Below are 25,269 nucleotides of genomic sequence, written 5' to 3' on the forward strand. Positions count from 1 at the left end.
TGCTCTAGGAAAGGTCACCGTACGTATTGTGGATGCCGGTACAATGTTGACGGTTGCTGCGACCTTGTACCCTATTTAACGCACATCAACTTCGATTGGTTGACATAAAAATGAAAAAAAACTGAATTTTTTTTATAATGATTTTTTGGCTGGGTTTAAAGTAGCGCTATGATTTCGCTAACACGATATTTTCTCTGGTTTTTTTTCATATGTTTTGTCTTTAGTTGTGTCTGTGGTGTACTCGCTGCTCTACTTCCGACAGGGATGGGAGCGGTATTAACGGCTGTACCTTATTTGGTGGCCATGATTTGGGTTTTACTTAAATTTATTAAGCAGCAGCGCCGTGCGCCAACCCAAGCAGAGCGGAAGAAATTCGCTTTAGGTTTTAGTCTGATTTTTTGGAGCTATAACTTTGCCTTTTTCATGTTAGGTTTATTTATCTTTGCGCAGGGAGATGCCGAAGTTTGGCAAAACTTTATGCTCTACGTTCAACAACCTCAATTTATCAGTATGGTGGTGATTTTGATTTTATTGATCGCGATTCCGCTGTATGTGCTGACTTACTGGTTTTATGGCAAACAAGCAGAGCGTATGGCAGCAAAAATGATCGATTAATCGTAAAGCTTTCTTCTAAATGCTATAGTTTGAGCAAAAGCATCATTTGAGATCACGCTATGCAAAAAGAACGTGTATTGGTGACAGGAGCAAGTGGTTTTATTGGTTCAAACTTGCTCGATTATTTATTAGAAAAAGATTATGAAGTGATCGGCTTAAGCCGACAGAAAAATTTGCCTAAAATTCACCCACATTTGACTTGGATTCGAGCTTTAGAAGAACTCAAGCATGATCGCATTGATTATGTGGTGAATTTGGCAGGGGAAAGTATTGCTCAGGGGCGTTGGGCAGATGCCCGCAAACAAAAGCTGATTGCCAGTCGTGTTGAAACCACGACAATGCTCTATCAATATCTCGCTAAAAGAAAGATTCAACCGAAATGTATTATTTCGGGTTCGGCAGTGGGCTATTACGGTATTGATTCAACTGAACAATGGACAGAGTGTTGTAATGAGCAGTCAGCTCCGCAGTCTATTTTTATGTCAGAGTTGTGTCAAAAATGGGAACAATCTGCACGGCAAGACACTTCGCAAAATACCAAAATTATTCGTTTAGGCGTGGTCTTTGGACGTGGGGCCGGCATTTTGCCGCAAATGTTGTTTCCGATCAAAATGAACTTATGTGGACGTATTGGTTCGGGGCGACAACCTGTGGTGTGGGTGCATATTCAAGACGTGCTGCGAGCGATTGAGTTTCTAATGTTGCATGAAACCACTGCACAAGTCTTTAATGTCGTCAGTCCAGAAAAAGTCACCCAGTCAGCATTTGCACAAACCGCAGCGCAAATTCTGAAACGTAGACCTGTACTTTCTTTACCTGCTTTTGTGCTGAAGTTACTTTTAGGTGAGCAGTCTCAACTGGTGCTGAATGGTCAATTTGTTCGCCCCGAAGCATTGAAAGCACAGGGGTTTGAGTTTAAATATCCCACTTTAAAAGAAGCCTTGATCCACATTATTCAACCGCAAAATTTACCCAAATAGCGTTTGATCAAGCAAAGCTTACTAAACGCTCAGGGCTATAGGCACTGGCGTCAACCGTTAAGCTTTGGCTCAACATCAATTCGCGTAGCAGTCGTGCAGATGCAGGCCCCATACATAGACCATTTCTATAGTGACCGAAGTTTGCCCAGAGATTGGCTATTTCAGGGAATGCTCCAATATAAGGAACACCCGTGGGTGAACTTGGGCGTAGACCCGCCCAATGTTTCACAATCGGAAAATCAGCCAGCTCAGGCACCATGTCCAAACATGCTTTATAAATATTTTGCTGGGTTTGTAAAGAAGGGCGTTGGTCAAAACCGACATCCGCCATGCTTGAACCGCAAACGATATGACCATCCAAACGTGGAATCAGATACATAACCTGATTCATACACATAGTTGGTAGCCAGTTTTCAGGGGTTTTAAACAGCAGCATTTGTCCTTGTACGGGGTTCACTGGAATGCTGCACTGGAGTTGTTCGGACCAATGCTGTGACCATGCGCCTGTTGCAATCACCACATGATCCGCTGAATAGCTCTGACCATCGGCAGTTTTTATCCCTTGAACTTGCTGATTGACCATGTCAAAGGTATGTACCCACGCTTGCTCATGAAAGGTGACTTGTGGCTGCCGTTTGAGATATTCCACAATCGACTTGAGCAGTCGAGGATTACGGACATTGGCTAACTGTGGAAAATGGATGGCTTGTTGAAAGTGCGAAGAAATGCGCGGATTGACCTGTTCCAGTTGTTCGCGTTGCAAAAGTTCACAATGCTGCATCGGTTCTTGGTGTTGATCTTTATAATTTAGGCCAATGTCAAAATCAGCTTCATCAAAAATCAGCATACCTGTTTCGTGGATTTCAAAATCTATCCCCGAAACCGGACTAATTTTTTCATTCCATGCTTGATATATGCTTTGGCCATATTTGGCGAGGTCATTGACACTTTGTGGATAGCGCCATGGGTACATCGGGGAGAGAATCCCTCCACCTGCCCATGAAGCCGCTTGTCCCGCTTGCTGTTGGTCAAAAATCTCAACCGAACAACCGTGTTCAATCAGCTCAAGCGCTGTCAGTAAACCACTGATTCCTGCGCCAATGATGGCAATATGCATTGAAATTCAATCCTTTTAAACGCGCTGTTATTTCATGTCTTTTAGTTTCAGTGCCGCTTCTTCTGCAAAATAGGTCCAGATGCCATCTGCACCCGCGCGGCGGCAGCTCATCAGTGATTCAATAATCACGCTGTCCGATAACCAGCCGTTTTGGATGGCCGCTGCGAGCATGGCATATTCGCCACTGACTTGGTAAACGAAAGTTGGCACGCCGAAGTTGTCTTTGACTTCGCGGACAATGTCCAAATACGGCATACCCGGTTTCACAATCACCATGTCAGCCCCTTCTTGAATATCAAGGGCAATTTCATGTAATGCTTCTGCGCGGTTGCCGACATCCATTTGATAGTTGTATTTGTTGCCACCTTTAAGGTTGCTGGATGAACCGACCGCATCACGGAAAGGGCCATAGAAGCTCGACGCGTATTTTGCTGAATAGGCCATGATTGAGGTGTAGATATGACCATTGGCTTCAAAGGCTTGACGAATCGCACCGATACGACCATCCATCATGTCACTTGGCGCAAAGACATCTGCTCCAGCTTCAGCGTGGCTTAACCCTTGTTTGATCAGGGCTTCAACGGTTTCGTCATTGAGTACATAACCTGTTTCATCAATGATGCCGTCTTGACCATGCGTAGTATACGGGTCAAGTGCTCCATCGGTAATCAGCACCATTTCAGGTAATTCTTTTTTGAGCAGACGTAGCGTGTTTTGAACCACACCATCTTCACGCCATGCTGCTTCGGCACTTAAGCTTTTATCTTCTTGGGGAGTAACTGGAAATAGCGCCAGTTTCGATACGCCAAGTTCAAGTAAACGTTCTGCTTTTTTTAAGAGTAAGTCCGCAGATAGGCGTTGCACCTTCGGCATACTGGGAATGTCTTGCGTTTGGTTTTGTCCCGGCAGTACAAATACTGGATAGATAAGATGATCTGTCGTTAAATGGGTCTCGCGAACCATAGAGCGCAGATGTTCATTTTTACGAATACGGCGCATGCGAGTAGCGGGGAAGGCGGGACGGTTGAACGTATAGGTCATACAAATCTCGATAATCGGTATTAAACTAGGTCAGTATTGTAGACCTATCTTATGGCTTTGGGCACATATTGACGGGTTTTTATTGTTTTAAGAGTGAAGCAGATTGTTATGAGTAGTGGTGAAAAAAGCTGGACGGGCAGCATACACTTAGGAGCAAAAGTGGATATAGATGTGGTTTTTGAGCAGTTGGTTAAGGCTTTTAATGCGTCGCCATTTTTTAAGCACAACACCATGACTATGCGAGTCGTTGACGGGCAAATTGAAGCCTATATCGATATGCAAGATTACTTAATTGGCAATGTTGCGTTCCAGATTCTACACGGGGGCGTGGCTGCAACGGTTTTGGACAGTATTGGTGGTATTGTAGCGATGGGGGAGCTGTATAAAAAAGCGGAACCTGACACGATTGCGGACACCATTAAAAAAGTATCCCGTTTAGCTACAGTCGATATGCGAGTTGATTATCTTGCGCCGGGACGTGGAAAATACTTTATTGCCCGTGCTGAAACCCTAAGATTGGGGCGTAAAGGCTGCACGATGCGCATGACCATGGTCAATGATGAAGGCAAATCGATTGCAACAGCGATTGCTTCTTATGCTTATTAGTTTTAAATTAATTAAGTAGTTAATATTCAAGTGAAATCTACAGCATCTAATAGGAAGTTGGATGCTGAAAACTAAAATAGACTGAGCAGTTACAATTTATTTTCTCAAAATGTGATTATTTGCTCTTAGAATGCATCAAATTTTATTGTGACTTTCTCATCGACACCAATGCAGACAATACTTGTCTGATGTCCCTTTCGCAGGGATGATGCCGGCTGACCAAGTCTGTTAGATTTAGGAAAAATCAATGACAGATGCCTCAAATACACTGCCAGATACTGATCCAGCCGATCAAATCAATGATCAAGCACTGAAAGCTAAACGTAAGAAAAGCTTAGGTTTCGTGGCTGTGATCCTGATCATTGCTGCCATTTTATTCTTGATTTGGAAACTGTTCTTTAACCATTCGGTTTCAACTGATAATGCTTATGTGGGCGCGGAAACGGCCTCGATTACCTCTATGGTGACAGGCCAAGTTGAAAAAGTTTTGGTCAGTGACACGCAAACTGTAAAAAAAGGTGATGTGCTGGTTTTGGTCGATCATCGTGATGCTGAAATTGCTGTAGCGCAAGCTCAGGCCGAATTACTTAAAGCACAGCGCCAGTATAAACAAAGTGCGGCCAACAGCAGCTCTCTAAACTCGCAAGTCTTTGTGAGTGATGATGCTATTCACAGTGCTGAAGCACAAGTGGCTAAAGCCAAAGCAGAGTTAGATAAAGCGCAAGATGACTTGAATCGTCGTCAGCAGTTGAGTGCGACAGGCGCGATTTCTAAAGAAGAATTAAGCACGGCACAAGCTGCTTTAAATAATGCACAAGCGGGCTATAACTTGGCGCAAGCGGGTTGGGCGCAGGCTAAATCCAGTCAGAAAGCTGCGCAAAGCAATTTGGCTGCAAATGAAGCTTTAATTCAAGGCAGCAATGAAAATTCGACTCCCGATGTTTTGGTTGCTCAAGCAAAACTGAAACAAGCTTTACTTGATTTAGAACGTACTGAAATTAAAGCACCATTTGATGGGGTGGTGACGAGCCGAAAAATTCAAGTTGGACAGCGTGTGGCACCGGGTTCTGTGCTCATGGTGGTGGTGCCAATTTCACAGTTATATGTGGACGCGAACTTTAAAGAAAGCCAGCTGGAAAATGTACGTCCAGGTCAAAAAGCGGTTTTAACCTCAGATTTGTATGGCGACTCGGTTGAGTTCCATGGCACGGTCTTGGGCTTCTCTGGTGGAACAGGTTCTGCCTTCGCGCTGATTCCTGCACAAAATGCCACAGGCAACTGGATTAAAGTGGTACAGCGTTTGCCTGTACGTATTCAACTCGACCCGAAAGAGTTGGCTGAACATCCTTTACGTGTTGGCTTGTCGATGGAAGCTCAAATCGATTTGAAATCGAAGTAGTTGCGCATGAATAGCTACGTTCCCTATGGTGACTTAAAGGGTGGTCGCCTGATGCTGGCGGCTTTCGTCCTTGCTTTGGCCAACTTTATGGTCGTGCTGGACATGACCATTGCCAATGTTTCTGTGCCTCATATTACGGGAAGCCTTGCAGTATCGAGTTCACAAGGAACATGGGTGATTACCTCTTATGCCGTGGCTGAAGCGATTTGTGTTCCCTTAACAGGCTGGCTCGCAGGTCGTTTTGGTGGAGTGAGGGTTTTTACCTTAAGTCTGATTGGCTTCACCATATTTTCGGTACTGTGTGGTTTATCGACCAGTTTAGAAATGCTGGTTTTCTGCCGAATTGGTCAAGGTTTATTTGGTGGCCCGATCATGCCGCTCAGTCAGATGTTACTGATGCGGATTTTCCCTCCAGAAAAGCAATCCCAAGCCATGGGCATGTGGGCAATGACGACGGTGGTTGGCCCGATTCTTGGTCCGATTTTAGGAGGAACCATCAGTGACAACATGTCTTGGCATTGGATTTTCTTTATTAATATTCCTGTTGGGATCGCGTGTGCTTTTGCTGCGATGCGTTTGCTTAAACCTGCGGAAACCGCCACGGCCAAACTCAAAATTGATCGCGGTGGATTGATCCTCCTGATTTTATGGATTGGAGCATTACAGCTCATGCTCGATCTGGGGCATGAACGCGATTGGTTTAATAGCCCAGCGATCGTGGTACTGGCTTTAACGGCTGTGATTGGCTTGGTGATTTTTACCATTTGGGAGCTGACCGAACGGCATCCAGTGGTGAATATCCAAATCTTTAGATACCGTAGTTTCACGATTTCTGTCTTGGCACTGGCCTTTGGCTTTGGCGCATTTTTTGGCAGTATTGTGCTGATTCCGCAGTGGTTACAGATCAATTTGGGCTATACCGCAACTTGGGCCGGTTATTTAACCGCAACCATGGGTTTTGGTAGTTTAGCTATGTCACCCATTGTGGCGAAATTGGCAACCAAATATGACCAACGTGCACTGGCCAGTTTTGGTTTGAGCATCTTGGGCGGGGTGACCTTGATGCGCTCGTTCTGGACCACAGATGCAGACTTTTTTGCATTGGCATTGCCGCAAATCTTGCAAGGCTTTGCTGTACCATTTTTCTTTATCCCATTATCAAATATGGCACTGTCATCGGTATTGCCGCATGAAATGGCATCTGCCGCAGGTTTAATGAACTTCTTAAGAACCATGGCAGGTGCGATAGGTGCCTCTATTGCTGTCACTATTTGGGACGACCATACCAAAGTTGCACGTAGCGAAATGGTCGGTAGTTTGCATACAGATCAAACTCAGTCGGTGTTGATGCAGCAGGGAATGAGCGCGGAAGGTGCATTAGGTTATATTTCTAGTTTGGTGGATAAAGAAGCGTTGACTCTATCGGCAAACTATATTTTCCTAATCTTGGCCTTGGTGTTCCTATTTGCAGCATCTATTATTTGGCTCTGTCCTAAACCTAAAATAGGGGCAGGCGGTGGCGGGCATGCGCATTAAGGTAATAAAAAACCGCTTTCTTGAAGCGGTTTTTTATTATGCATGTTATGCAGTTTTATGATGTTTTTGTTATCTCAAAACAATAGCGTTAAATAATCAAAGTTCTGACTTTGCACGCTTTAAGGCAGATTGCCATTGTTGCAAATGAAACTCACGTTGATCTGGACTCATTTTCGGTTCAAAAGCACGTTCAAGCTGCCAAGACTGTGCAATTTCATCCAAACTTGAAAATACGCCAGACCTTAAGCCTGCCATAGCAGCCGCGCCCCATGCGGTCGACTCCTGCATCTTAGGGCGTAGTACAGGCACATTTAAAATATCGGCTTGAAACTGCATGAGCATGTCATTTTGACTGGCGCCACCATCGACACGGAGCTCTTTCAGCGGCTGCTGGATATCGGCTTGCATGGCGGTCAGTACATCCGAGACTTGAAAGGCAATGGATTCTAAGGCTGCACGAGCAATATGGGCCTTATTGGTGCCGCGTGACATTCCACATAAGAGGGCACGCGCTTCACTGTCCCAATGTGGCGCACCAAGTCCAGTAAATGCAGGAACAAGCATAACGCCATCGGTATCTTTAACTGTACAAGCTAATTTTTCAACATCGCTACTTTTTTGAATAATGCCTAAATTATCCCGTAGCCACTGAACAATCGCACCTGCCATAAATACACTGCCTTCTAGGGCATAAGTGGTTTGATTTTGCGTTTTCCAACCCAGTGTCGAAAGCAGTTTGTTGTTACTGTATTGAACGGTCTCGCCTGTATTGAACAGCATAAAACAACCTGTGCCATAGGTGTTTTTTGCAGTCCCAATGTCAAAACAGGACTGTCCAAACAGTGCAGACTGCTGGTCGCCTAATATGCCTGTGATCGGAATATTGGCACCGAGCAAGCCTGCCGCGGTATCTGCGACGTAGGTATCTGAGTTGATGATTTTCGGTAGTAATGCAGACGGAATATTAAATAAATCTAATAGCTCTTCATCCCACTGCTGGGTACTTAAGTTCATGAGCATGGTGCGAGAGGCATTGCTGACTTCCATGACATGTTGAGCACCTTGGGTAAGATTCCAAATCAGCCAACTATCAATCGTGCCAAAGGCCACATGCCCCTGTTCAGCCAGTCTGCGTAGACCATTGACATGCTCAAGTAACCAGACCAATTTTCCTGCACTAAAGTAAGGGTCAATTCGGAGTCCAGTTTTGGATTGAATCTTATCTTTTAAGTTTTGCTGTAGGAGCTGATTGCACCATTCAAATGCGCGACGGTCTTGCCAGATAATGGCTGGTGCAAGCGGCTGTCCTGTACGTTTATCCCATACGACAGTCGTTTCTCTTTGGTTAGTAAGACCAATGGCTTTGATGTCTTTGGCTAAAATACGAGCAGAGGCCAGAGCCTGCTGTACAACAGCAATTTGTGAGCTCCAAATCTCTTGGGCATCTTGTTCTACCCAGCCTGATTGGGGGGTATGTATACGTGTTTCGCGTTGCGCCGTTGCCTGAACTTGACCTTGTTCATTGAAAATAATGGCACGACTCGAAGTGGTTCCTTGGTCGAGTGCAAGTAAGTAGCTCATAAATTATTTTATTGTTGGACTTGAAAACCAAAATATTAGCGCAATTATGTAATTAAGCGCATCAATATGTGTGTTTGTTTAGAAAATAGATCGTATTTTCTAGCAACTATGCTATGATTGTCGCTACTTTGGGGGTGTTTCTGGCTTCGACGCTGGTGATGAAACTCATAGATGCATGTCGAGAGCGCATTTTCTCTCGTAAATCAAATTTGCATTTTTTAGTCGCAAACGACGAATCATACGCTCTAGCTGCCTAAGGGCAGCTTGTCCGCCTCTCCGAATACTTGTGGTTAGAGAGTCCGACTGAAGCGCACGCACACAAGTCCGTATAAAACCAAGCCTCGGGGTTTTGTACTAAATTAAGAGGATCGCGATTTGTACCCTGTTCGTCGGGTCACAAAGAGTTAAAACAGTAGACGATATCTAAGCATGTAGTATTCTCGAGCGTAGTGCTGGCGGACGCGGGTTCAACTCCCGCCACCTCCACCAAAATTCCCGATTAAAGATGATCGCTAATGATCAGATTTAATCAAAAAAGTGAATAAAAGCCTTGGTTTAGAAATAAATCAGGGCTTTTTTTCTGCCTGTTGTTTATCAGCGTCTGTTATTGTAAGTCATTGATAATTGCTTTCTATCAAATATACTTGTGACACAATAGTGACACGCGTGTAACAATAAGAATGCTTACAGACATCCAAGTTAAAAGTCTTAAACCAAAAGAAAAGCGATATTCAATAGCAGATGGGGAAGGGCTTTCTATTGAGGTTTTTCCTACTGGGAAAAAGAAATGGGTACTTTCATATCGAATTGAAGGAAAGCAGACCAGAAAACAACTGGGTGAATATCCCGAAGTAGGCTGTAAAGACATAAGAAAAATTGCAAGGGACTTTAAGGCCGAGGTTTCAGGTAAATCAAAGGTCTCTCATCATTTAAAACAAGTGTGTGATGAATGGTTTGAATTAATGAGTCCGCAGTGGTCTAGTGAAAAATATATCAGCACGGTTAAATACCGTTTGGACTACATCACTGAAGATTTTTTAGAGTTGCCTTTAGATGAAATCACTCGCTTTCAGGTTTCATCCAAAGTAAAAGAAATTGTGGCCAAAGGAACACTCGAAACAGCCACACGTTGTCTACGTTTACTCAATGCAGTTTTTAACTTTGCGATCGCATCAGGATATACAGAAAAGAACCCATGTATTTTAGTCGGTGAGCTTATTCCTGAGCATGAGGTTCAAAGTTATCCGTGCTTACCTGCGAGTGAAATGCCTGAGTTTTTTAGACGTTTAGAGCAATGTAATGCGTTTCCAATTACTAAAGTTGTTCTAAAACTGGCCTGTTTTACTGGTACTCGAATCAGCGAGCTTTTAAAAGCGAGATGGGATTCAGGTGAAATTGATTTTGAAAATAAAGTGTGGCTAATTCCAGCATTTCGTATGAAACGACGAAAGGAATTAATGGTTCCTTTATCACCTCAAGTCTATGATCTATTTATGGCTTTATTTCACACCCGGAGTGATGACGGCTTTATCTTCAAACATACACGTGAGCCTTGGAAGCATATGACTTCTGAAACGCCTTTGGTAGTCATAAAAAGAAACGGTTATGCAAATGAGATGGTCACACATGGATTTAGGACATTATTTTCTACCCATGCAAATGAAAGTAAGCTGTTTAGGGCAGAAGTGATTGATTATCAAATTGCGCATGTCAATAAAACGACAAAAGCAGATAAAACGAGCAAGATTTATAACAGAGCTGAATACTGGCCAGAGCGCGTTGAATTAATGAACTGGTATAGCAATGAAGTTGAAAAGTGGATTGTCTAACAATTAAAAGAAAGTAAAAAAGGCGCTTTAAGCGCCTATTTCTTTTTTGATCTTATTTAAGGACGTTTCGGTCCATCCTTTATATTTATCTGATGATCGATCAGGTGGGTATTTTTCCAAATAGTGTTTTTTAAATGTATTGACTGCCATACCTAACTCAGCAGCCACTTGTCTCATTGAGTACCATTTTACGATCGTAGATGAAGTTTCTTTCATTATAGTTTCCCTCTTTACTTAACTGTTTCAGTCAAAAAATAGACAGCACCACAAAAGCTTGAAGTGCTTAATAAAATTGTTACTTCGGTCATATTCATTTTTTCCCACCTGCAGCTTGATAAGGGTTAGAGAAAATCCAGCATTTGACGATACGGTCTTCTTTAATACTTGGTTGATTGCCATAGCCTTGAATAGCTTTACTTTCATCTGCAGGTTGGTGTGATGAACGAACGGTTTTGTTTGCCTCAATGAATTTGTAGCGCTTACTTGTTTTTAATAAATTCCGCATTTCATTGATCTCAGGTAGTGCCTGATAATTACGTGCAGCAACTTTGTAGACCTCATTCAGATTGATGGCGATCTGCGAATCTGTAGTTGCGTAATGGTTCAATTGGAAGCTGGTACCACGAATACTATTGAGATATTCAAATGCATCCCAAAACTGTTGAACAAATGGATGATCTGCTGCAATTTCTTCAATACGTCGCATGGCCATACCCTCTAAATATCTTTTGGCATCACAGATGTCAGATAAATCGATTGCATCTTTAAAGACGTGCTCCGCAATGGCATCAATCATGGCTGACACTTGGGCATGACAGAGGGCGATACGGGTATTGGTAATGCCTTTTTGATGTAGCTCAATTTCAATTTCTTTATGTTTTTCGGTATAAGTTTTGAGGATGCTTTCCTCATTCTTTAAGCAAAAGGTCATGTATTTACATGCATCTTCTAAACTCATCTGTGTCAGTCGAGTGGCAACGTGCTTTTTCTCTAAGCTGTGATTTTTAGTGTCTACAGAAATATGCAACGTACGAGATAACACTGCTTCAGATGCTTGAATCGGGGTGTTTTGGCTAATCATTACCGCAGCACGGAAAGGTGGCTCGTAGGTTTCATTTCCTGCGGTTTTTAGGCCTTTAGAGCGAATTGCTCGACCGTTATAAGCATCTTTTAATTCGTCCCAACTGAACTTTGCTTTTTGAGATCCAGCCTGGTCGTTACGGTCACCTTCAATTAGTACGATTGGCATATTGGAGGTTTGGGCAAAGTTACGGTAAATCGCCACGTTGGTTGATTTGTTTGGATCGAAACCTTCATAGGCTTCACGGCCACTCAGCTTCCATAAAAACTCAATGATGGTAGATTTACCTGAGCCAGCTTGTCCGACGAACTCAAAGAATGGATAAGAGGAATTGATAGCGCGGATCTGCTCGGCAAAATATGTGCCTGTCCACCAAGCTAAAAGGATTAATCCTTTCTCTCCTTGAAGTGCATAAAAGTCTTTCCACCATGTCGGTGAAAACTCTTGTTTCGCATTTAAATGAATAACAGGGGATGCAGCTAAGGTTTTGATTTCCTTATTGCCTGTTTTAAAAAAGTCATGCTGATTTTTGTGGATAACTTGACCTTTATGCACAGCAAACTTATCAAAAATATAGGCTTCATATTCTTTAGAGTAGCCAATAAAGTCGATAGTTTTTACTTCACGTAGACGCTCTGTTTTACGCTTGATGAATGTTTCTAGCTGATGGTCGTTACCTGACCAAATAGTTCCCGATAATACGGCTAATACACGTGGTTTAAACTTGCTGCGAGAGGACATTTGCTCTGCGGTAAATGTGGTTTTAACTTCACCCCACGGTGACTGAATATGAAAGTAGTACCAGGACTCATCGGTAATTTCATTTCGTTGGAAATAAAGTGGCTCAAGCTGAGCATTACAAATCTCTTTTGCTGAAGAGCAGGTCTTTAATGCTTGAATCCGTATTTCTTCTTCAGTCAGTACAGTGCTTTGAGATTCTTCTACATACTGAACAGCCTTGTTATATTTTTCATAATCAAGCTCCCACCAGTAGGTACGGAAACGGTGATTAAAAAAGAATTGGCTTAAACTGCTACCGTAAAAATTGTAAATTAATAAACCTGTTTCTTCAGGCGTTTCTGAAATCTGTAACTTTCCGAAGTGCAGATATTTATCCTGGTCTTTTTCTGTGAGCTGTCCTCTTTGGAACAAATCATTCCAGTCGACTGATTTACCATTCATTGGCGCAGGTGGTAGGGCAGCAGTAGAAATCCACCCTTCATCCGTTGCGCGTTTATGGTGTTTCGCTAGATATTTTTTCCCTGCAGGATCATTGTCCAAAGCCCAAACTAAACGCGGTCTACTTTTATTGAGTTCATGACAGCGGTTCTTAATTTGCTCTAAAAGTACAGCAGGGTAATTCCCACTGTTCATATTACTCATACTGATCAATTCTGATTGACTAAGTGCGATCGAATTAAAGATACCTTCAGTAATCCAAATACTGCCTGCGTTACACAGTGCATCTAAATCATGCACTGTCCAAGCAAGGCCAGACCACTTTCCAATGAAGTTAGCCTTCATGCGTTCGAAGCGTTCAGGGCGGTCGATCAGGCGTTCCCAATAAATACCTTCAGCCAATTTAAAACGAACGGTCGCTGTAACGAGGCTTCGGTTTTTAGGTGAACGATACAGCTCTTGGGTATACAGCCCCTTGAGCTTTGAGATATCAAAACCACGGCCTTCTTTGAGGTAAGCATCTGCTGCTGCATGTGGGTTTGCTGTTGTTTGCGGGTGATACTCAGACCAGTCTTTAAAAAGCTCCTCACAGATCTCTTTGACATGTTCTTCGTAGCCACATTTATTGATCCGTCCACACTTCACCATACGTGGGGTGATTGCATGCGTATAGAGTTCTTTTTCTTTACATTTCGGACAGACTCCCTCTCGATACCATTCACCTTTTTTCTTGAAATGGAATAACTGGTTGAGTCGGTCATCTATCCGTTGCTGTAGGTGATACATATCTACGCCTTATAAGAGTCTGATTTGTTTAAGCCGATTGCGGTAGACACTGGCTTTGGTCAAATCAATCGTGGATGAGTGGAATAAGGCAGAGATAAAGCCTTCAACATAGTTTTCTTGTTGTTTGTCGATCACAGTCATCATTTCTAAACTGGACAGGTGATGTTCTAGTTCTACTTCCCATTGACGTTTGTGCTGCGGTAACCCGGTTTGAACTTCGATGTTTGGATTGATGCTGTTTTGAATTGGGCGAACCATTTCTAGACTGGCTGCAAAGCTGGCAAGGCACTGGTCGTTCTGACAGCTCACAATCAGTTCGTGTAAAAGAGGAGAGGGCTTTTTACGACTAGATACATACATACGTCTTCCACAGTGCGGGCAGTAGAAACCAATTGATTTACTCATCATTACCTCTGAATTGAATTAAGTAGTTGTTGCTCCCGACACCAAGTACTTAATATTTTTTGCTTTACACAGAATTGTAAAAATCTGTAAACAGAACCCCGTAAATCTGTGAGTGGCTCAAAAGGTGTGCCTTATGATGATTTTGTTTCTTGAGGTGAAGTTTCTAGTTCAGCTTCAACAAGGCTTTTAATCCATTCGTTCAGTGACATGTTGAGCTTTGCTGCTTCGATACGAGCGAGACGACGATTTTCTGGTGTAGTGCGAAAGCTGATCTGTACTTCTTTTTGAGACTCTTGAGTAGCCATGTTTGTTTCCTTTTGAGTCCACAGTTATTAAACTGTGGTGAATAGAGAACTTTGTTAAAATGGTAAATAAGCAAAGCAATATTATCCCAATTGGGATAATTAATATATGGATTTATCCCAAATGGTAAATGAGAATAACGATCAAAGAGGCGAACGCCTTCGTCAGGAACGATCACGCTTAGATCTGTCGCAAAAAGATTTCGCTGCGTTATTTGGTAAGAAAAACATGGCTGTAATGCGCTACGAGAAAGGCGAGCGCGTTATGGGGCAGGAAGACTTAGAAGCGCTGCATAAAGCGGGTGTGGATGTTTGGTACTTGATCACTGGTGAACGGACCCAGCCTGATTTACTTTCTGATGAAGCAAAAGAGTTGTTGAAATATTGGGATCAGGTTGATCCTGAGCAGCATCAAACGCTAATGACTTTAGTGCGTAATTTTGCGGAAAGTTTTGGTAAAAAATAATCATATTTAACAATGAGTAAATGAGAATTTACTCATTCAATTCATAATTAAAATTATCCTTATAATATGTGGTATTTATGGCTCCAGAAGATATAAAAAATTTATTGGCATTCGGAGGTGTATTTTTCTCTGCATTAACCGCTATAGCCATGATTTTTTACAAATTTAAAGAGTTTGAGAATCATCATGAAAATTTTTTGAATAAGAAGCTTAAATCTAGCATTGAGTATGATGAAAAATTTTCCAAGAATGCTAGAAAAAATAATTTTTCCAAGCACGTTAAAGATGCAGCTGCTTGTGATTTAGTTGGCAGTAAAGATGTAGATTCATTTTTAGTTGATCTACTCTTAGAGTTAAATGAAAGAAAGCTTATAGATTTAAACGAAATGATGTATTTGTTCAAAAGAGGATACAAATTTGGATATTTAAAATATGAAAAAAATATCGATATCTATGAGTGTTTTAGCTTTAGATTTAGTAAAAGTAATAGCCTGCAATATTATTCAAATGTTGAAAAAGTCAAAAATACAAAAAAAATGGCAAGCATAAGCTTCTATGCATTTTTTATAGTGTTGATTTTATATTCACTATTTTTTTCATATTTAGTTTTAACTTCGACAAACTTTTATGATTTTGCATTTCCTGTGATTTTTGGAACCATTACTTTTTTCTTAGCCTTTCTTTTTCCGATGTTAGCTATTGCAATGGATGATACATCTATGTTTTTGTCCAAGTTTTACAATGCATATAGAATTTATGATGAACAAAAGAAGAAAGAAGACAGAGAAAAATTAGATATGCAAAGTAATTCTACTTGTTCAAACTACAGTGAATATAGAAGACGCTACTGATAAAAAAAGCCCTCCTAAGAGGGCTTTTTTTATCATTCTTGATTTACAGTCTTTTGAATCTGCCGTACCTGTTCCTGAATAATAAATAATGTCGCAGCCACCGACTCCCCAGTTAAAGAATCACAGCTTTCCGTCGATTCAATGAGTAAAGATAAGTGCTGATCTAATAATGATAATCTTGTTTGAATATCCATGATATTCCCCCTCTTAACGGTTAAAACCGTTGTTTATCAGGTCGGACAGTTCATTGAAGAATCGCCAGCTTTTTTCTGTATTTTCTAATATCAAAATAGCCTGCACAGCACAGATAGAAAGGTTGTAGGTCTCATGCTCTTCATTGAAATGGTAGTCGATATGCTCACGCAGGCGAGACCAGGTAATGTTGGTTTCAACGAATGTTTTATATGACACGTCTGTATCGAGTAAGCGGTACAAATGCTTTGAACTGATGAAGAACTTACGCTTCTTGGTACTTGGCTCTTGTAGGCGCATAACGTGCTTTTCAATACCCATGATCAGTCCCTCGTAAAAATTCGGTTGGTAGAATTTGTTCAGGCGTGTGCCATTGCCACCTGTTGATGTTGAGTCGTGTTGGTGCTGAAGCAGTGTAGGTAATTATTTTTCGAGCGATGTTGAGCCACTGGTGTAGTCGTGGATCGTCATGGGCAATGTCTAGTTTGTACTGGCGAAGCTGTAAATACAGTGAGCGATAGTCGCTGTGAAAGACTGATAAATCCTCCTTTGTTGCAACTGGATTAATTGGAGCATCATTGCCTTTAATTGGCTCAGCAGAAGATGGAGTACCAGGATCTTTTTTAGTTGGCTGTGAGATGCTAATCCCAAACAGTTGCTTTAATTTTTTATAGTTGATGGTGTAGTAATTCACCCGTATAGACTTAATTTTTGAGAGCTTATTGATCTCAATTAAGCCGAGTTCTTTGAGTTTGGCCACAGCTCTTTTGATGGTCGAGACACTGAACAAACCCAGTGTGGACTGCCACTCTTCAAAGGTGTGAAACCACCACTTACGGTTTTGGTGGACAGTGAGGTTTTTCTTTTGTTTGTACTTCCGATTTTCACTTATGAGGAAGTGCAATTTCTGCAAGAATGTGGCTGCTGCAGTCCCCAGCTCTTTAGCGAGTTGAGGGGAGGCAATGAGTGGATATTCTTGGTGTTGAAGGAGGATATTTTTCATTATTTTTCTCCCCGATAGGTTTCTGTGAAACAAGCTTTACAATGTGATCTCCATTGTGTTTTGCCACGCCAAATACCATTTTTATAGAAGAAATCTGTGTCGAGAGGGTAGTAGTCGCCACAAAGGGTACAGCGCTTTTCTGTACCGAGTTCAGTGTTGATATAAATTTTAGGCATACGATTCCCCTTAACGTGTGAAACGTAGGCGAATAAAATTTAAAATTTGTTTATGAATTTGGGGTTGAGCAAAGTTAGATGCTTGTAAGCGTTGTAGACAGAGGGTGTCGAGGCGTACATGTGCTGAATGCACACTTTTGTTTTGAGTGTTCATAGTCGTTTTCTCTTTGATAAGATTTAACACCTACCAACATTCTTTCCACGGAATGGTGGCAGACTAAACAGGGGTGGAAATACCGCTCAAAGAGTAACGGCCAGCACGAAGCTGCCCTGCCTAGCCTGCCATAACGACTGCTAAACAGTGGGCAAAAAAAATGCCGCATAAGCGACTTTGGTTTTGCGCTCTTTGATGATAAACAGGTTTCCACGCCTGATCACAGATTTTGCTGTGATATGGACAATATAATTTAAATATTTTTTTAGTCAACTGTTTTTAACTTTGATCATTCTTTTATAACTCTATTCTTTATTCTATTTGTATATAGAAGAAAAGTTCTTTTTGATACAATGCTTTGGCTCATTGTGAGCTAATGGATCGGGTCATGTTGATACGATGCATGGGGGCAAGTTATAGAGTAATTTAAAAATGAATGATTTAAATGAAGAACAATCAAAAATTGAAAATAAGACAGATGATATTGGCCCTAGAGCTCATGAGATAATAAGTAGTTTTGAAAAAACCTTGAATGCTATTTCTATTTATTTAGCTGAAATTAAAAGTAGTGAAGAAGTAGAAATTAATCTATTAACACTTGATGATCATTATAAGTATTTAAGAGAATTTTGTGATAAAGAATTTAGTATGCATATCCTTTCTTTATCAACTTACTTAAATTTATTAGATAATGATGATTTATGGAGTTTTTTATCTGATGAGTTCTTAAGTTTACAGAATAGAGTTACTTCATTAGGTGAGGTTTCATTCAAAGATTTTAATAAGTTGTATGAATATGTCTTTGAATTTAATAGCAGTATGAAAGTTATAAAGCAATCGATGTTAGCAATTAAAAATTCAAATGATCTCTTCAATAAGCAATTACAGCCTAAAATTAATGAAGTAGCTGAAAAAGTAAAAGATCTTGAGTCAGTACGCCTCGCTCTAGAGATGAGATCAACAAATCAGATATACAGTAATTTGGCAACGAAATATGAGGCGGAATCAAATGCATATTATAAATATTTTTATATTTGTCTTGGTGTATCTGCTGCGCTAACGTTCTTTTCAATTGCCTATTACGCAAATGAAAATTCAATAAATTGGATAACTTTTGTATCTATAAAATTATTGATATTAGCATTAGCAATAACTTTGTGTTCGATCTTTCTAAGACGTGCTTCGCATGCCAAAAAATTACAGGATCAAGCATATCAAACACATGTCGAAATTGATGCATTTCCAATTCATGTGCGATCGCTGAAAGAAGAAGACAAGCAGGAATTAATCAAAGAGTTAGCATTGAAATACTTCGGTAAAGAATTGGATCAAACACAGAATGATAAAATTGGGGACTTGATGAAGGATCAACTTTCTGCTGGGACAGAGTTGATTAAGGCAAGTGCAGAGTTGGTAAAAGCCAAGGGTAGCACTACGTCATCGTAATATCAGGCAAAGAAAAATTAAAAGCTCTCCATTGGAGGGCTTTTTTTGGGGATTTGAGTAGATTAATTTTTCCCTTTTAGTACAATGGTTTGGCTCATTTCGAGCTAATGGATCGGGTCATGTTGATACGATGCATGGGGGCAAATAGATAGAAGATAGTTATGGCGAATAGAAACCTAGAAGATATATTTCATGTAATTCATAATATAAGAAGAGAGCTTGAAAGCTTTTTGAATCAAACAGATTTTGATGGTTCTGAATCGGAAATTCGAAAGGTAGATATACTACGAAGATATATAGATTCATTCTTACCGCAGTTTCAAGAGGGTCTATATGAAAGAAAAAGTCTTCTGGACGAAGAGTTCGTTTTTGACTTTGTCTATCGCAAAGTTAAATCGATAGAAGGGCAGATTCGAAGTGCAGTGCGTAGTGATAGAACTTATAATGAAAAGGTTGATGAACTATTAAGATATTCTTATAAAACACAAGATTTATTAAATGATGTACAGTTAATAAGTATTATTGATTTTAATTATAGAAAAAGGATTGATGGCTTACAGGAGCGATTGCTTGAGGAGAATGCAAATAAAATTAATGCAGAAATTGATATTGCAAGAGATAGACTGAACGAAATAATCGAAAAAAATCAAGTAAGAAATCAATCAGAGATCAATTCTCTTAGAGAAAGATTAAAAACTATTTTTGAAAATAATGATAAGAGCTTTGGTAGTTTAATCAGAGGCTACGATAAAGAACTTCAAGAAATTAAAAGCAAACAATTTGAAGAAAATCGTATCAAATATAAAGCATTTGAAGAGTTTATGAATGAAGTAGTTTTGGATAGAGATGGAATGATCGATAAATTTGAAAAATATTTTAGTAAAATACAAAGTGATTGGAAAAAGATTCAGCAGATTAAGACAGAAAACGTATATTTAAACTCTTATCATAAGAACACAGCTAGATCAAAAAATAGTGAAAGTAAATTTATTGGAGTTACAGTATTTAGTTTAATGTTATCTTTAATAACGATTATAGCCTTTATATTTAAGGCAATAGACTTTTCTCAATTTATTTCGATAAAAATCATGATTGTAGTCTTCTTCGGGATTTTAATTGCTTACTATTTAAAAATCTCTACCCATTATCGACGACTTGCTGATCAAGCAGAACAAACGCATCTTGAGCTACTAGCATTCCCTCAATATGCCGCCGAGCTTGGTGAGGAAAAGTCGAATGAAATCAAAGAACAATTAGCACTAAAGTATTTTGGTAAAGAAATTGATCCAAGTGGTTATCAGAAAATTGGTGATATAGCGCAAGAACAGCTTAAGACAAGTAGTGAACTGGTCAAGGCAGCAGCTTCACTATCAGTTGCTAGTACCAAGACTACTGAAAACTCTACAAGTACCAAGCCACGTAATAGTACAAGTCAATCAGAAACAAGTGGAGGTTGAATTAAAAAATGTTTTTATCTCTTCTAATTGTTTTTATTTCGATTTTTATATATTCAATAGCGAATAGTTTACTTAATTTTTTCTTTGTGCATAAAAGCTATGATCAATATGAGGAGCTTTATGTAAGTGGTGAAAATCTTGATGATAGTTTGACTGCATTTCAGAAAAATCATGAAAAGAATAGATTTTTAGGTCTAAGAAATGTACCAGATTACGTATTGAGCTATATCCTTTCAAGAAATGATCAGCATCAAGCGATTAAGTTATATAACATTGCGAAAAACTACATTTATTGCAATAAAGAAAGTCATACTGTTGAAATGAAAGATGGAAATCAATATATCTTTGATAAAAATAAATCTAAAAAATCTGAGTTAACTATTAAAGAAAAGTCTGTGGCTGCTTATATTTTTTGGTCGTTTTTATCTGCTTTACTCATGTATTATTTTTCAAAGGAATATAACTCGGATATAAGTAATAACTATAAAGAGTTTATTTTAACACTATGTTTTTCAATTTTATTCTTATTTGTGGGTGCATCACATGTCGTCAAGTATCAACGACTGAAGTGTGCTAAAGAATTTGTAGATTTGGATTAAATAGCTTTTCAGTATTCAATGGCTTTGTGCAACGAAGCCATAAATTTTTATAAACATGTTGTATTTTGCAAAAATTGAAAAGAATAACAATTAGTCGAATACATGATGATTCTTTTGTTAAATTGTTATACATTTAACTATGTTAAAAATCATGTAAAGTTATAAAAATGACTGATCAAACAGCACTTAAAATTGAACAAGATGATAGTAATCGCCCGCGAAAAGCCTTAATTGATAATATTAAAATCTGTGAAGAACGTAGAATTGATCTTTCTATTGTTGAAGAAATTTTTGAAAAAGAAGGGGTTGATGTAATTCATAGATGGAGTTCATTGACGGCTGCAGCCGCGAGTTGCGGTGATGACGCTGCATCTAATATTACAGAAAAAGTAGATAAACTTTTAACTAATCACATCTTGTATGATGACAAGCTCATCATGATTTTTGATCGTTTGCTCGATGGTGAATCAGATGAGTTTAATAATGCATTTAGTGAAGTCTATAGTGTAGATGATGCATTCGAGGACTCTGAATACATTGCAGATAGTAGTTATGATGTTGGAAATGATGTTTCGATCTATTGTTTTCAAATAATACGTGAAATATCAGAGCGTAAAGAATTAACAGAAAGCGATTTAGGTGAACTAGCCTCTGTCTTAGATAAATATAATCGTGTAATTGGTTATAGACCTGTCAAAGTGACTTGCTATGATGCTGTAATTGTAGATACGAAAAATAATCGTGTAATTTTACAGTTAGACTTGGGAAGTATTGTTTTAGCTAATGCTGTTGACAAATTTTTTCATAAACTCATTACTAGTATTAACAAAGCTTTCGACGTTGCTGGCGTCACGAACTGTCGTTTACCAGAAAAAGCTCAATTCGAAAACCTTTATAACGCTATACAAAAATTCTATGATAATGACGAAGGAGAGGTAACATCTGCTTCATTCTCTACTTCAAAAAATAACCACCATGAAACTTTGAGAGATCGAGCTCGTGATATCCGAAAAGCTGAGTATCACTTAAGAGGTAAAGCCGCAGAAGAGGCTTTGGGTGGCAAAATTCGTCCATATCGCATCAGTAAGCGATTTGAAAGAGTAACAAATAAATGGCCCCAAGTTTATGCAGGAATACACTATCGATATTTCAATAAACCTGGTTTGAAAAGTTTATATGAAGCGCATATTTTCGATATAAAATCTTATAAAGATTATAGTTTTATAATCGATAAGATATTAGCTAATAGATAAAAGCCATGAACTATGAAATAAAAAACAGCTATTTTCATAAGATAATTAGGGATCAGAAATTTTCTGAATTCTCTGAAGTACGTTATAGCTGTTTTTTAATTCTAGATTATCTAATAGTGGCTGGCAGAGACCTAGAGGTCAGTTTTAGTTTTGATGAATTACGTGAAAATATTGATCAAAAGATCAGTGACGAAGATTTTATTACTAGCGTATTTTATTTGACCCGAGAGGATATCAAGATTCTTGATCAGGGTTTTTCAGCGTGGAAAGCAGTCGAAGATAGATACGTAGAAGTAAGAAAAGAGAAAGTGCTTAGAATGATCAATTCTAAACAGTTTTCACATCCATATACTGGAGTCGAACTAACCGAGGATCAATTTTTCGAAGAGGTTATACCGTTTTTTGCCGTTACAAAGTATTTCTTGGATCATAAAAATGACTCAATATGATTCAAATCCTTTGCATGCTCATCCTTTAGTTCACACACTGATAAAAATCATAAATGTAGATTCGCATGAAGAATTTCTAAATCTTTTGGAAGATAAATTAGTACTTGCATCAGAAAAAGTTTGCTCATCTGCAAAGAAAAACTCATCTGTTAAAACATTTAATGAACTATGTGATTCTGCTAAAAGAAATATTCAGGATCCTAAAGAGTTAAAACTTCATTTAGAGCTATTAGAAAAGAAGTTAGAAGATGATATTTCCTGTCAAATTGCTCATATGTTAGATGAAAGTGGATTTATCGCTGAGCACGATCCAAATCACAACGGGCATGTTGATATTTTAGTACGAAGCCAAAACAAAAAATTTAAGTGGTTAGGCGAGGCTAAACTATATGGAGGAAAAAAATATAGTGAAAAAGGCTTATATCAGTTAGTAAATGACTATTCCCTTGGTAATCCGAACGAAAGTGGAGGCGTACTAATTTATTTAAATAGTACACAATACAATGTTATGGAGGTAGTTACACAATGGCAGGAGTATCTTCAGCAAATTTCAATTGATTCAGCTGCTAGATTGAAGAACTTTACTTATAACTATCGTGCTGACTATCCGCTAATTTTTGTTTCTGAGCATGATCATCATAAAACTGGTATCAAGTACAAGATTCGACATTGCTGTTTGGATATTAGAATAGATTTTTAATTTTAAAAGGTTCATTCGTGAATTTAGATAATTTAATAAAAATTACAACTGTCTTAGTTGCTTTGGTCCCATTTATTGTTTGGTTAGATAAAGGTAAGCGTTTTACACATCGAAGAAAATTTTATTTAAGTAGGTTAGATGCTGTAAAAGAGTATCTTGATAATTACTATAACTCTGATAAAGAAAAAATAGAAAGGGACTGTGCAGCACAGCTTTTAGTTGGATCTGAGAAAGTAGGGCACATTGAAGTTGACTATGTGATTGCAAATTACCCACAGCGTTTTTTTATAGTAATTGAAGATGTGATTACTGCGAGAAAGTTGATAAAGATAGAAACTATTGAGGATAAAACCACCTTTGTAACTCATTACACTAAATCACAACTCATTAAGTTAATGATTTTTCTTGCGGTTTCATATTTTCTATCACTAGTGATTTTGTACCTAAATGATATGTTAGTTGCAATATTAACATGGCTGCCGTATGTAAATCCTATTCCTGTAAATTCAAGTGTTTACTTTTTAGGATTTATTTTTTCTTTATCTTTATTCATTTTAACAATTTCTTCTATTTGGATATTTTTTTGGAGTGCTGATGCTGCTTTAAACATTTATAACAAGTTAAATGTAGAGTATCGCCCTGAAGAACCAGAAATTCAAACACGAGCTTCAAGGTCTAATTGAGTAGTAAATCCACCACTTTTAGCATAGCTATGAGTGGCTTTTTCAACGATCCATTTTAGCTTATCTACCTCAGCTTTAAAGCCCTGTAGTTTGATTGGAGACTCAGTACTGATCTCAGGTCGCCCATAAGCCAAATTGATACTGAATTTCGCCATTTGACGCTTAATCTCTGCCATCTTTGCAGCACTCGCACGTTCTGCTTCAGCTTTGTTAGCAAACGTCCCTTTTAAGTGTTTAATTTTTCCCTTATCACCATTAACCACCTTTTCACGTTTGGCTTTGCCTGTGTCCTGATAACTGGCTGATACACCAGTATGGTCGGACTCACGATCCTGCTCACTGTAACGAAATTGGTCACCACTGTTCCTGGTCAAAGTGATTGTCGGTAAATTTTTACCCGAAGCGGTTTTTGCACTACCTGCGGTAAAGATTAAAAGCCGATCTTTTTTCACCGCCATCTCTGCACCATTTTGTTTGGCCAGTCGTTGCAGGAGGTTGAGATCCGACTCATTGGTTTGGTCAATATGGCTTAAAGCAATCTCCTTTAGAGTTGCTGCCATGACCAGCGTCAGTTTATGGTTTTGCGCGATTTCAGTCGCAATAGCACCAAAAGTTTTACGGTGGTATGACTTAGACTTGGCTTCTTTGATGTTGCTTTTAAAATTGGCACTGGAGGCTTTAATGGTGATTTGATCGGGTGTACCTGACCATTCAGTCTCATCGACAATAAAGTCTCCTTTATCGTGTAAGCCTTCGCCTTTAAAACCCATTAGACAATTCAGTCGTACACCACGTTTAGGCAGTTGTAATGCCCCGTCATGGTCATCGAGCACGATACTCAATTCATCTGCTTCATTGGCGCGATTATCTGTCACGGTGACGCTTAAAATTCGCTTAGAAATAAGCTCATTTAACGGTTTATTGTCAGCACTAATCATACATACAGGCGTTTTAATCATGCTGAACCTTCCTGTTGTGGTGCAGATTGCATTTCAATACGTTCATCATCAACACGGCTCAGCTTCAGGGTGTAATCGACCTTACGTGGGACACCGTTGTCCATCAAAATGGATTTGGTTTCGTCGATGCTGTCGATGACAAAGACACCGTATAAATAACCTGAACCATCCATCAACACATAGCCTTGTCCTGTATCGGCCATGCTTGCCAACTCATCTAGCGCAAAGCGTGTACCGAAGCCATATTCTTCGTAAATGAGACCAGGCATTGTCACCGTGTCTGAACCTGCACCAGTGAACTGCTTTTTCGCACGTCCATTGGCCACGGCATTTTCGGCATAGCTCCATGAGCGTTGGCGTTGGATCTCTTGAAAGGCCAATGTGCTGGTCTTAAAAATGAATTGTCCTAAACTCATCAACATGA

General features: G+C 39.4%; 29 protein-coding genes and 1 other RNA gene. 16 read left to right on the top strand and 14 right to left on the bottom strand.

Annotated features, from left to right (window positions below; all coding sequences use genetic code 11):
• The first annotated feature begins 168 nt into the window (after window positions 1-168).
• Complete coding sequence (locus F946_RS15380; protein ID WP_004984321.1) at window positions 169-615, top strand: ABZJ_00895 family protein; 447 nt, start codon at window positions 169-171, stop codon at window positions 613-615.
• Between the two features lie 59 nt (window positions 616-674).
• On the top strand, window positions 675-1,595 hold the full coding sequence (locus F946_RS15385; protein WP_004984323.1) for a TIGR01777 family oxidoreductase: 921 nt from the start codon (window positions 675-677) through the stop codon (window positions 1,593-1,595).
• Between the two features lie 7 nt (window positions 1,596-1,602).
• Here F946_RS15385 and thiO read toward each other — a convergent pair whose 3' ends face one another.
• Window positions 1,603-2,712 (bottom strand): glycine oxidase ThiO, encoded by a 1,110-nt coding sequence (gene thiO, locus F946_RS15390; RefSeq protein WP_004984325.1) that lies wholly within the window; start codon window positions 2,710-2,712, stop codon window positions 1,603-1,605.
• A 27-nt stretch (window positions 2,713-2,739) separates the two neighbouring features.
• On the bottom strand, window positions 2,740-3,753 hold the full coding sequence (gene hemB / locus F946_RS15395; RefSeq protein ID WP_004694843.1) for a porphobilinogen synthase: 1,014 nt from the start codon (window positions 3,751-3,753) through the stop codon (window positions 2,740-2,742).
• Between the two features lie 108 nt (window positions 3,754-3,861).
• Here hemB and F946_RS15400 point away from each other — a divergent pair, with 108 nt between their 5' ends.
• The 3 genes from F946_RS15400 to F946_RS15410 all read left to right on the top strand — a co-directional run bounded on the left by F946_RS15400 (window position 3,862) and on the right by F946_RS15410 (window position 7,294).
• Window positions 3,862-4,359 carry a thioesterase family protein gene (locus tag F946_RS15400; protein WP_004694841.1) on the top strand — a complete coding sequence of 166 codons (498 nt, stop codon included), beginning with the start codon at window positions 3,862-3,864 and terminating at the stop codon, window positions 4,357-4,359.
• A gap of 247 nt (window positions 4,360-4,606) precedes the next feature.
• Complete coding sequence (locus F946_RS15405; RefSeq protein WP_004984327.1) at window positions 4,607-5,758, top strand: HlyD family secretion protein; 1,152 nt, start codon at window positions 4,607-4,609, stop codon at window positions 5,756-5,758.
• A 6-nt stretch (window positions 5,759-5,764) separates the two neighbouring features.
• Window positions 5,765-7,294 (top strand): DHA2 family efflux MFS transporter permease subunit, encoded by a 1,530-nt coding sequence (locus F946_RS15410; RefSeq protein WP_004984332.1) that lies wholly within the window; start codon window positions 5,765-5,767, stop codon window positions 7,292-7,294.
• Window positions 7,295-7,390: 96 nt separating this feature from the next.
• On the opposite strand, the gene glpK is transcribed toward F946_RS15410, so the two are convergent.
• On the bottom strand, window positions 7,391-8,875 hold the full coding sequence (gene glpK / locus F946_RS15415) for a glycerol kinase GlpK (protein ID WP_004984334.1): 1,485 nt from the start codon (window positions 8,873-8,875) through the stop codon (window positions 7,391-7,393).
• A 130-nt stretch (window positions 8,876-9,005) separates the two neighbouring features.
• Here glpK and ssrA point away from each other — a divergent pair.
• Both ssrA and F946_RS15420 read left to right on the top strand, forming a co-directional pair.
• Window positions 9,006-9,364: a transfer-messenger RNA gene (ssrA, locus tag F946_RS17120) on the top strand.
• Window positions 9,365-9,555: 191 nt separating this feature from the next.
• Window positions 9,556-10,704, top strand: a complete 1,149-nt coding sequence (locus F946_RS15420) for a tyrosine-type recombinase/integrase (protein WP_004984336.1) — start codon at window positions 9,556-9,558, stop codon at window positions 10,702-10,704.
• A gap of 27 nt (window positions 10,705-10,731) precedes the next feature.
• Here F946_RS15420 and F946_RS15425 read toward each other — a convergent pair whose 3' ends face one another.
• From F946_RS15425 to F946_RS17200, 4 genes are all read right to left on the bottom strand, one after another.
• Entirely contained in the window at window positions 10,732-10,920 is a 189-nt protein-coding gene (locus F946_RS15425) for a hypothetical protein (protein WP_004984339.1), read from the bottom strand.
• 94 nt (window positions 10,921-11,014) lie between these two features.
• Window positions 11,015-13,750: a toprim domain-containing protein gene (locus F946_RS15430; protein ID WP_004984340.1), complete on the bottom strand. Its 2,736-nt coding sequence runs from the start codon at window positions 13,748-13,750 to the stop codon at window positions 11,015-11,017.
• Window positions 13,751-13,759: 9 nt separating this feature from the next.
• Window positions 13,760-14,158 carry an ogr/Delta-like zinc finger family protein gene (locus tag F946_RS15435; protein WP_322783415.1) on the bottom strand — a complete coding sequence of 133 codons (399 nt, stop codon included), beginning with the start codon at window positions 14,156-14,158 and terminating at the stop codon, window positions 13,760-13,762.
• Window positions 14,159-14,286: 128 nt separating this feature from the next.
• A complete protein-coding gene (locus tag F946_RS17200; RefSeq protein WP_004984342.1) occupies window positions 14,287-14,460 on the bottom strand; it encodes a toxin-antitoxin system HicB family antitoxin in 174 nt (57 codons plus the stop codon).
• 106 nt (window positions 14,461-14,566) lie between these two features.
• On the opposite strand from F946_RS17200, the gene F946_RS15440 reads away from it, so the two are divergent.
• The gene (locus F946_RS15440) at window positions 14,567-14,923 is read left to right on the top strand and encodes a helix-turn-helix domain-containing protein (RefSeq protein ID WP_004984343.1); all 357 of its coding nucleotides are present in this window, start codon (window positions 14,567-14,569) and stop codon (window positions 14,921-14,923) included.
• A gap of 77 nt (window positions 14,924-15,000) precedes the next feature.
• Window positions 15,001-15,774 (top strand): hypothetical protein, encoded by a 774-nt coding sequence (locus F946_RS15445; protein WP_004984345.1) that lies wholly within the window; start codon window positions 15,001-15,003, stop codon window positions 15,772-15,774.
• 32 nt (window positions 15,775-15,806) lie between these two features.
• Here the strand turns inward: F946_RS15445 and F946_RS17295 are convergent, their stop codons facing one another.
• From F946_RS17295 to F946_RS17305, 5 genes are read right to left on the bottom strand one after another with little or no spacing between them, the layout of a single operon-like run.
• Complete coding sequence (locus tag F946_RS17295; RefSeq protein ID WP_004984347.1) at window positions 15,807-15,968, bottom strand: hypothetical protein; 162 nt, start codon at window positions 15,966-15,968, stop codon at window positions 15,807-15,809.
• A gap of 13 nt (window positions 15,969-15,981) precedes the next feature.
• The gene (locus tag F946_RS15450; protein WP_004984348.1) at window positions 15,982-16,287 is read right to left on the bottom strand and encodes a hypothetical protein; all 306 of its coding nucleotides are present in this window, start codon (window positions 16,285-16,287) and stop codon (window positions 15,982-15,984) included.
• The gene (locus F946_RS15455) at window positions 16,277-16,969 is read right to left on the bottom strand and encodes a hypothetical protein (protein ID WP_004984350.1); all 693 of its coding nucleotides are present in this window, start codon (window positions 16,967-16,969) and stop codon (window positions 16,277-16,279) included. Before F946_RS15455 ends, F946_RS15450 begins: the two co-directional genes overlap by 11 nt.
• Window positions 16,969-17,145 carry a hypothetical protein gene (locus F946_RS17300; RefSeq protein WP_004984352.1) on the bottom strand — a complete coding sequence of 59 codons (177 nt, stop codon included), beginning with the start codon at window positions 17,143-17,145 and terminating at the stop codon, window positions 16,969-16,971. Before F946_RS17300 ends, F946_RS15455 begins: the two co-directional genes overlap by 1 nt.
• Before the next feature lie 10 nt (window positions 17,146-17,155).
• The gene (locus tag F946_RS17305; RefSeq protein WP_004984353.1) at window positions 17,156-17,299 is read right to left on the bottom strand and encodes a hypothetical protein; all 144 of its coding nucleotides are present in this window, start codon (window positions 17,297-17,299) and stop codon (window positions 17,156-17,158) included.
• Window positions 17,300-17,731: 432 nt separating this feature from the next.
• Between F946_RS17305 and F946_RS15460 the strand changes: the two genes are divergently transcribed.
• The 7 genes from F946_RS15460 (at window position 17,732) to F946_RS15490 (ending at window position 23,886) form a co-directional block, all read left to right on the top strand.
• Window positions 17,732-18,745, top strand: a complete 1,014-nt coding sequence (locus F946_RS15460; RefSeq protein ID WP_004984355.1) for a hypothetical protein — start codon at window positions 17,732-17,734, stop codon at window positions 18,743-18,745.
• 161 nt (window positions 18,746-18,906) lie between these two features.
• Complete coding sequence (locus F946_RS17330; RefSeq protein ID WP_004984358.1) at window positions 18,907-20,202, top strand: DUF2207 domain-containing protein; 1,296 nt, start codon at window positions 18,907-18,909, stop codon at window positions 20,200-20,202.
• 8 nt (window positions 20,203-20,210) lie between these two features.
• Complete coding sequence (locus tag F946_RS15470; RefSeq protein WP_004984361.1) at window positions 20,211-20,801, top strand: hypothetical protein; 591 nt, start codon at window positions 20,211-20,213, stop codon at window positions 20,799-20,801.
• A 167-nt stretch (window positions 20,802-20,968) separates the two neighbouring features.
• Window positions 20,969-22,054 (top strand): hypothetical protein, encoded by a 1,086-nt coding sequence (locus F946_RS15475; RefSeq protein ID WP_004984364.1) that lies wholly within the window; start codon window positions 20,969-20,971, stop codon window positions 22,052-22,054.
• A 5-nt stretch (window positions 22,055-22,059) separates the two neighbouring features.
• The gene (locus F946_RS15480; RefSeq protein ID WP_004984372.1) at window positions 22,060-22,503 is read left to right on the top strand and encodes a hypothetical protein; all 444 of its coding nucleotides are present in this window, start codon (window positions 22,060-22,062) and stop codon (window positions 22,501-22,503) included.
• Window positions 22,490-23,203, top strand: coding sequence for a hypothetical protein (locus F946_RS15485; RefSeq protein ID WP_004984375.1), 714 nt, complete (start codon window positions 22,490-22,492; stop codon window positions 23,201-23,203). The genes F946_RS15480 and F946_RS15485 overlap by 14 nt, the downstream gene beginning before the upstream one ends.
• A gap of 17 nt (window positions 23,204-23,220) precedes the next feature.
• The gene (locus tag F946_RS15490) at window positions 23,221-23,886 is read left to right on the top strand and encodes a hypothetical protein (RefSeq protein WP_004984377.1); all 666 of its coding nucleotides are present in this window, start codon (window positions 23,221-23,223) and stop codon (window positions 23,884-23,886) included.
• On the opposite strand, the gene F946_RS15495 is transcribed toward F946_RS15490, so the two are convergent.
• Both F946_RS15495 and F946_RS15500 read right to left on the bottom strand, forming a co-directional pair.
• Complete coding sequence (locus F946_RS15495) at window positions 23,859-24,845, bottom strand: contractile injection system protein, VgrG/Pvc8 family (protein WP_004984379.1); 987 nt, start codon at window positions 24,843-24,845, stop codon at window positions 23,859-23,861. The two genes, F946_RS15490 and F946_RS15495, sit on opposite strands and share 28 nt — an antisense overlap.
• Window positions 24,842-25,267: a phage tail protein gene (locus F946_RS15500; protein WP_004984381.1), complete on the bottom strand. Its 426-nt coding sequence runs from the start codon at window positions 25,265-25,267 to the stop codon at window positions 24,842-24,844. The genes F946_RS15495 and F946_RS15500 overlap by 4 nt, the downstream gene beginning before the upstream one ends.
• Between the last annotated feature and the right edge of the window lie 2 nt (window positions 25,268-25,269).

The organism is Acinetobacter johnsonii ANC 3681 (assembly GCF_000368805.1).
Lineage (GTDB): Bacteria > Pseudomonadota > Gammaproteobacteria > Pseudomonadales > Moraxellaceae > Acinetobacter > Acinetobacter johnsonii.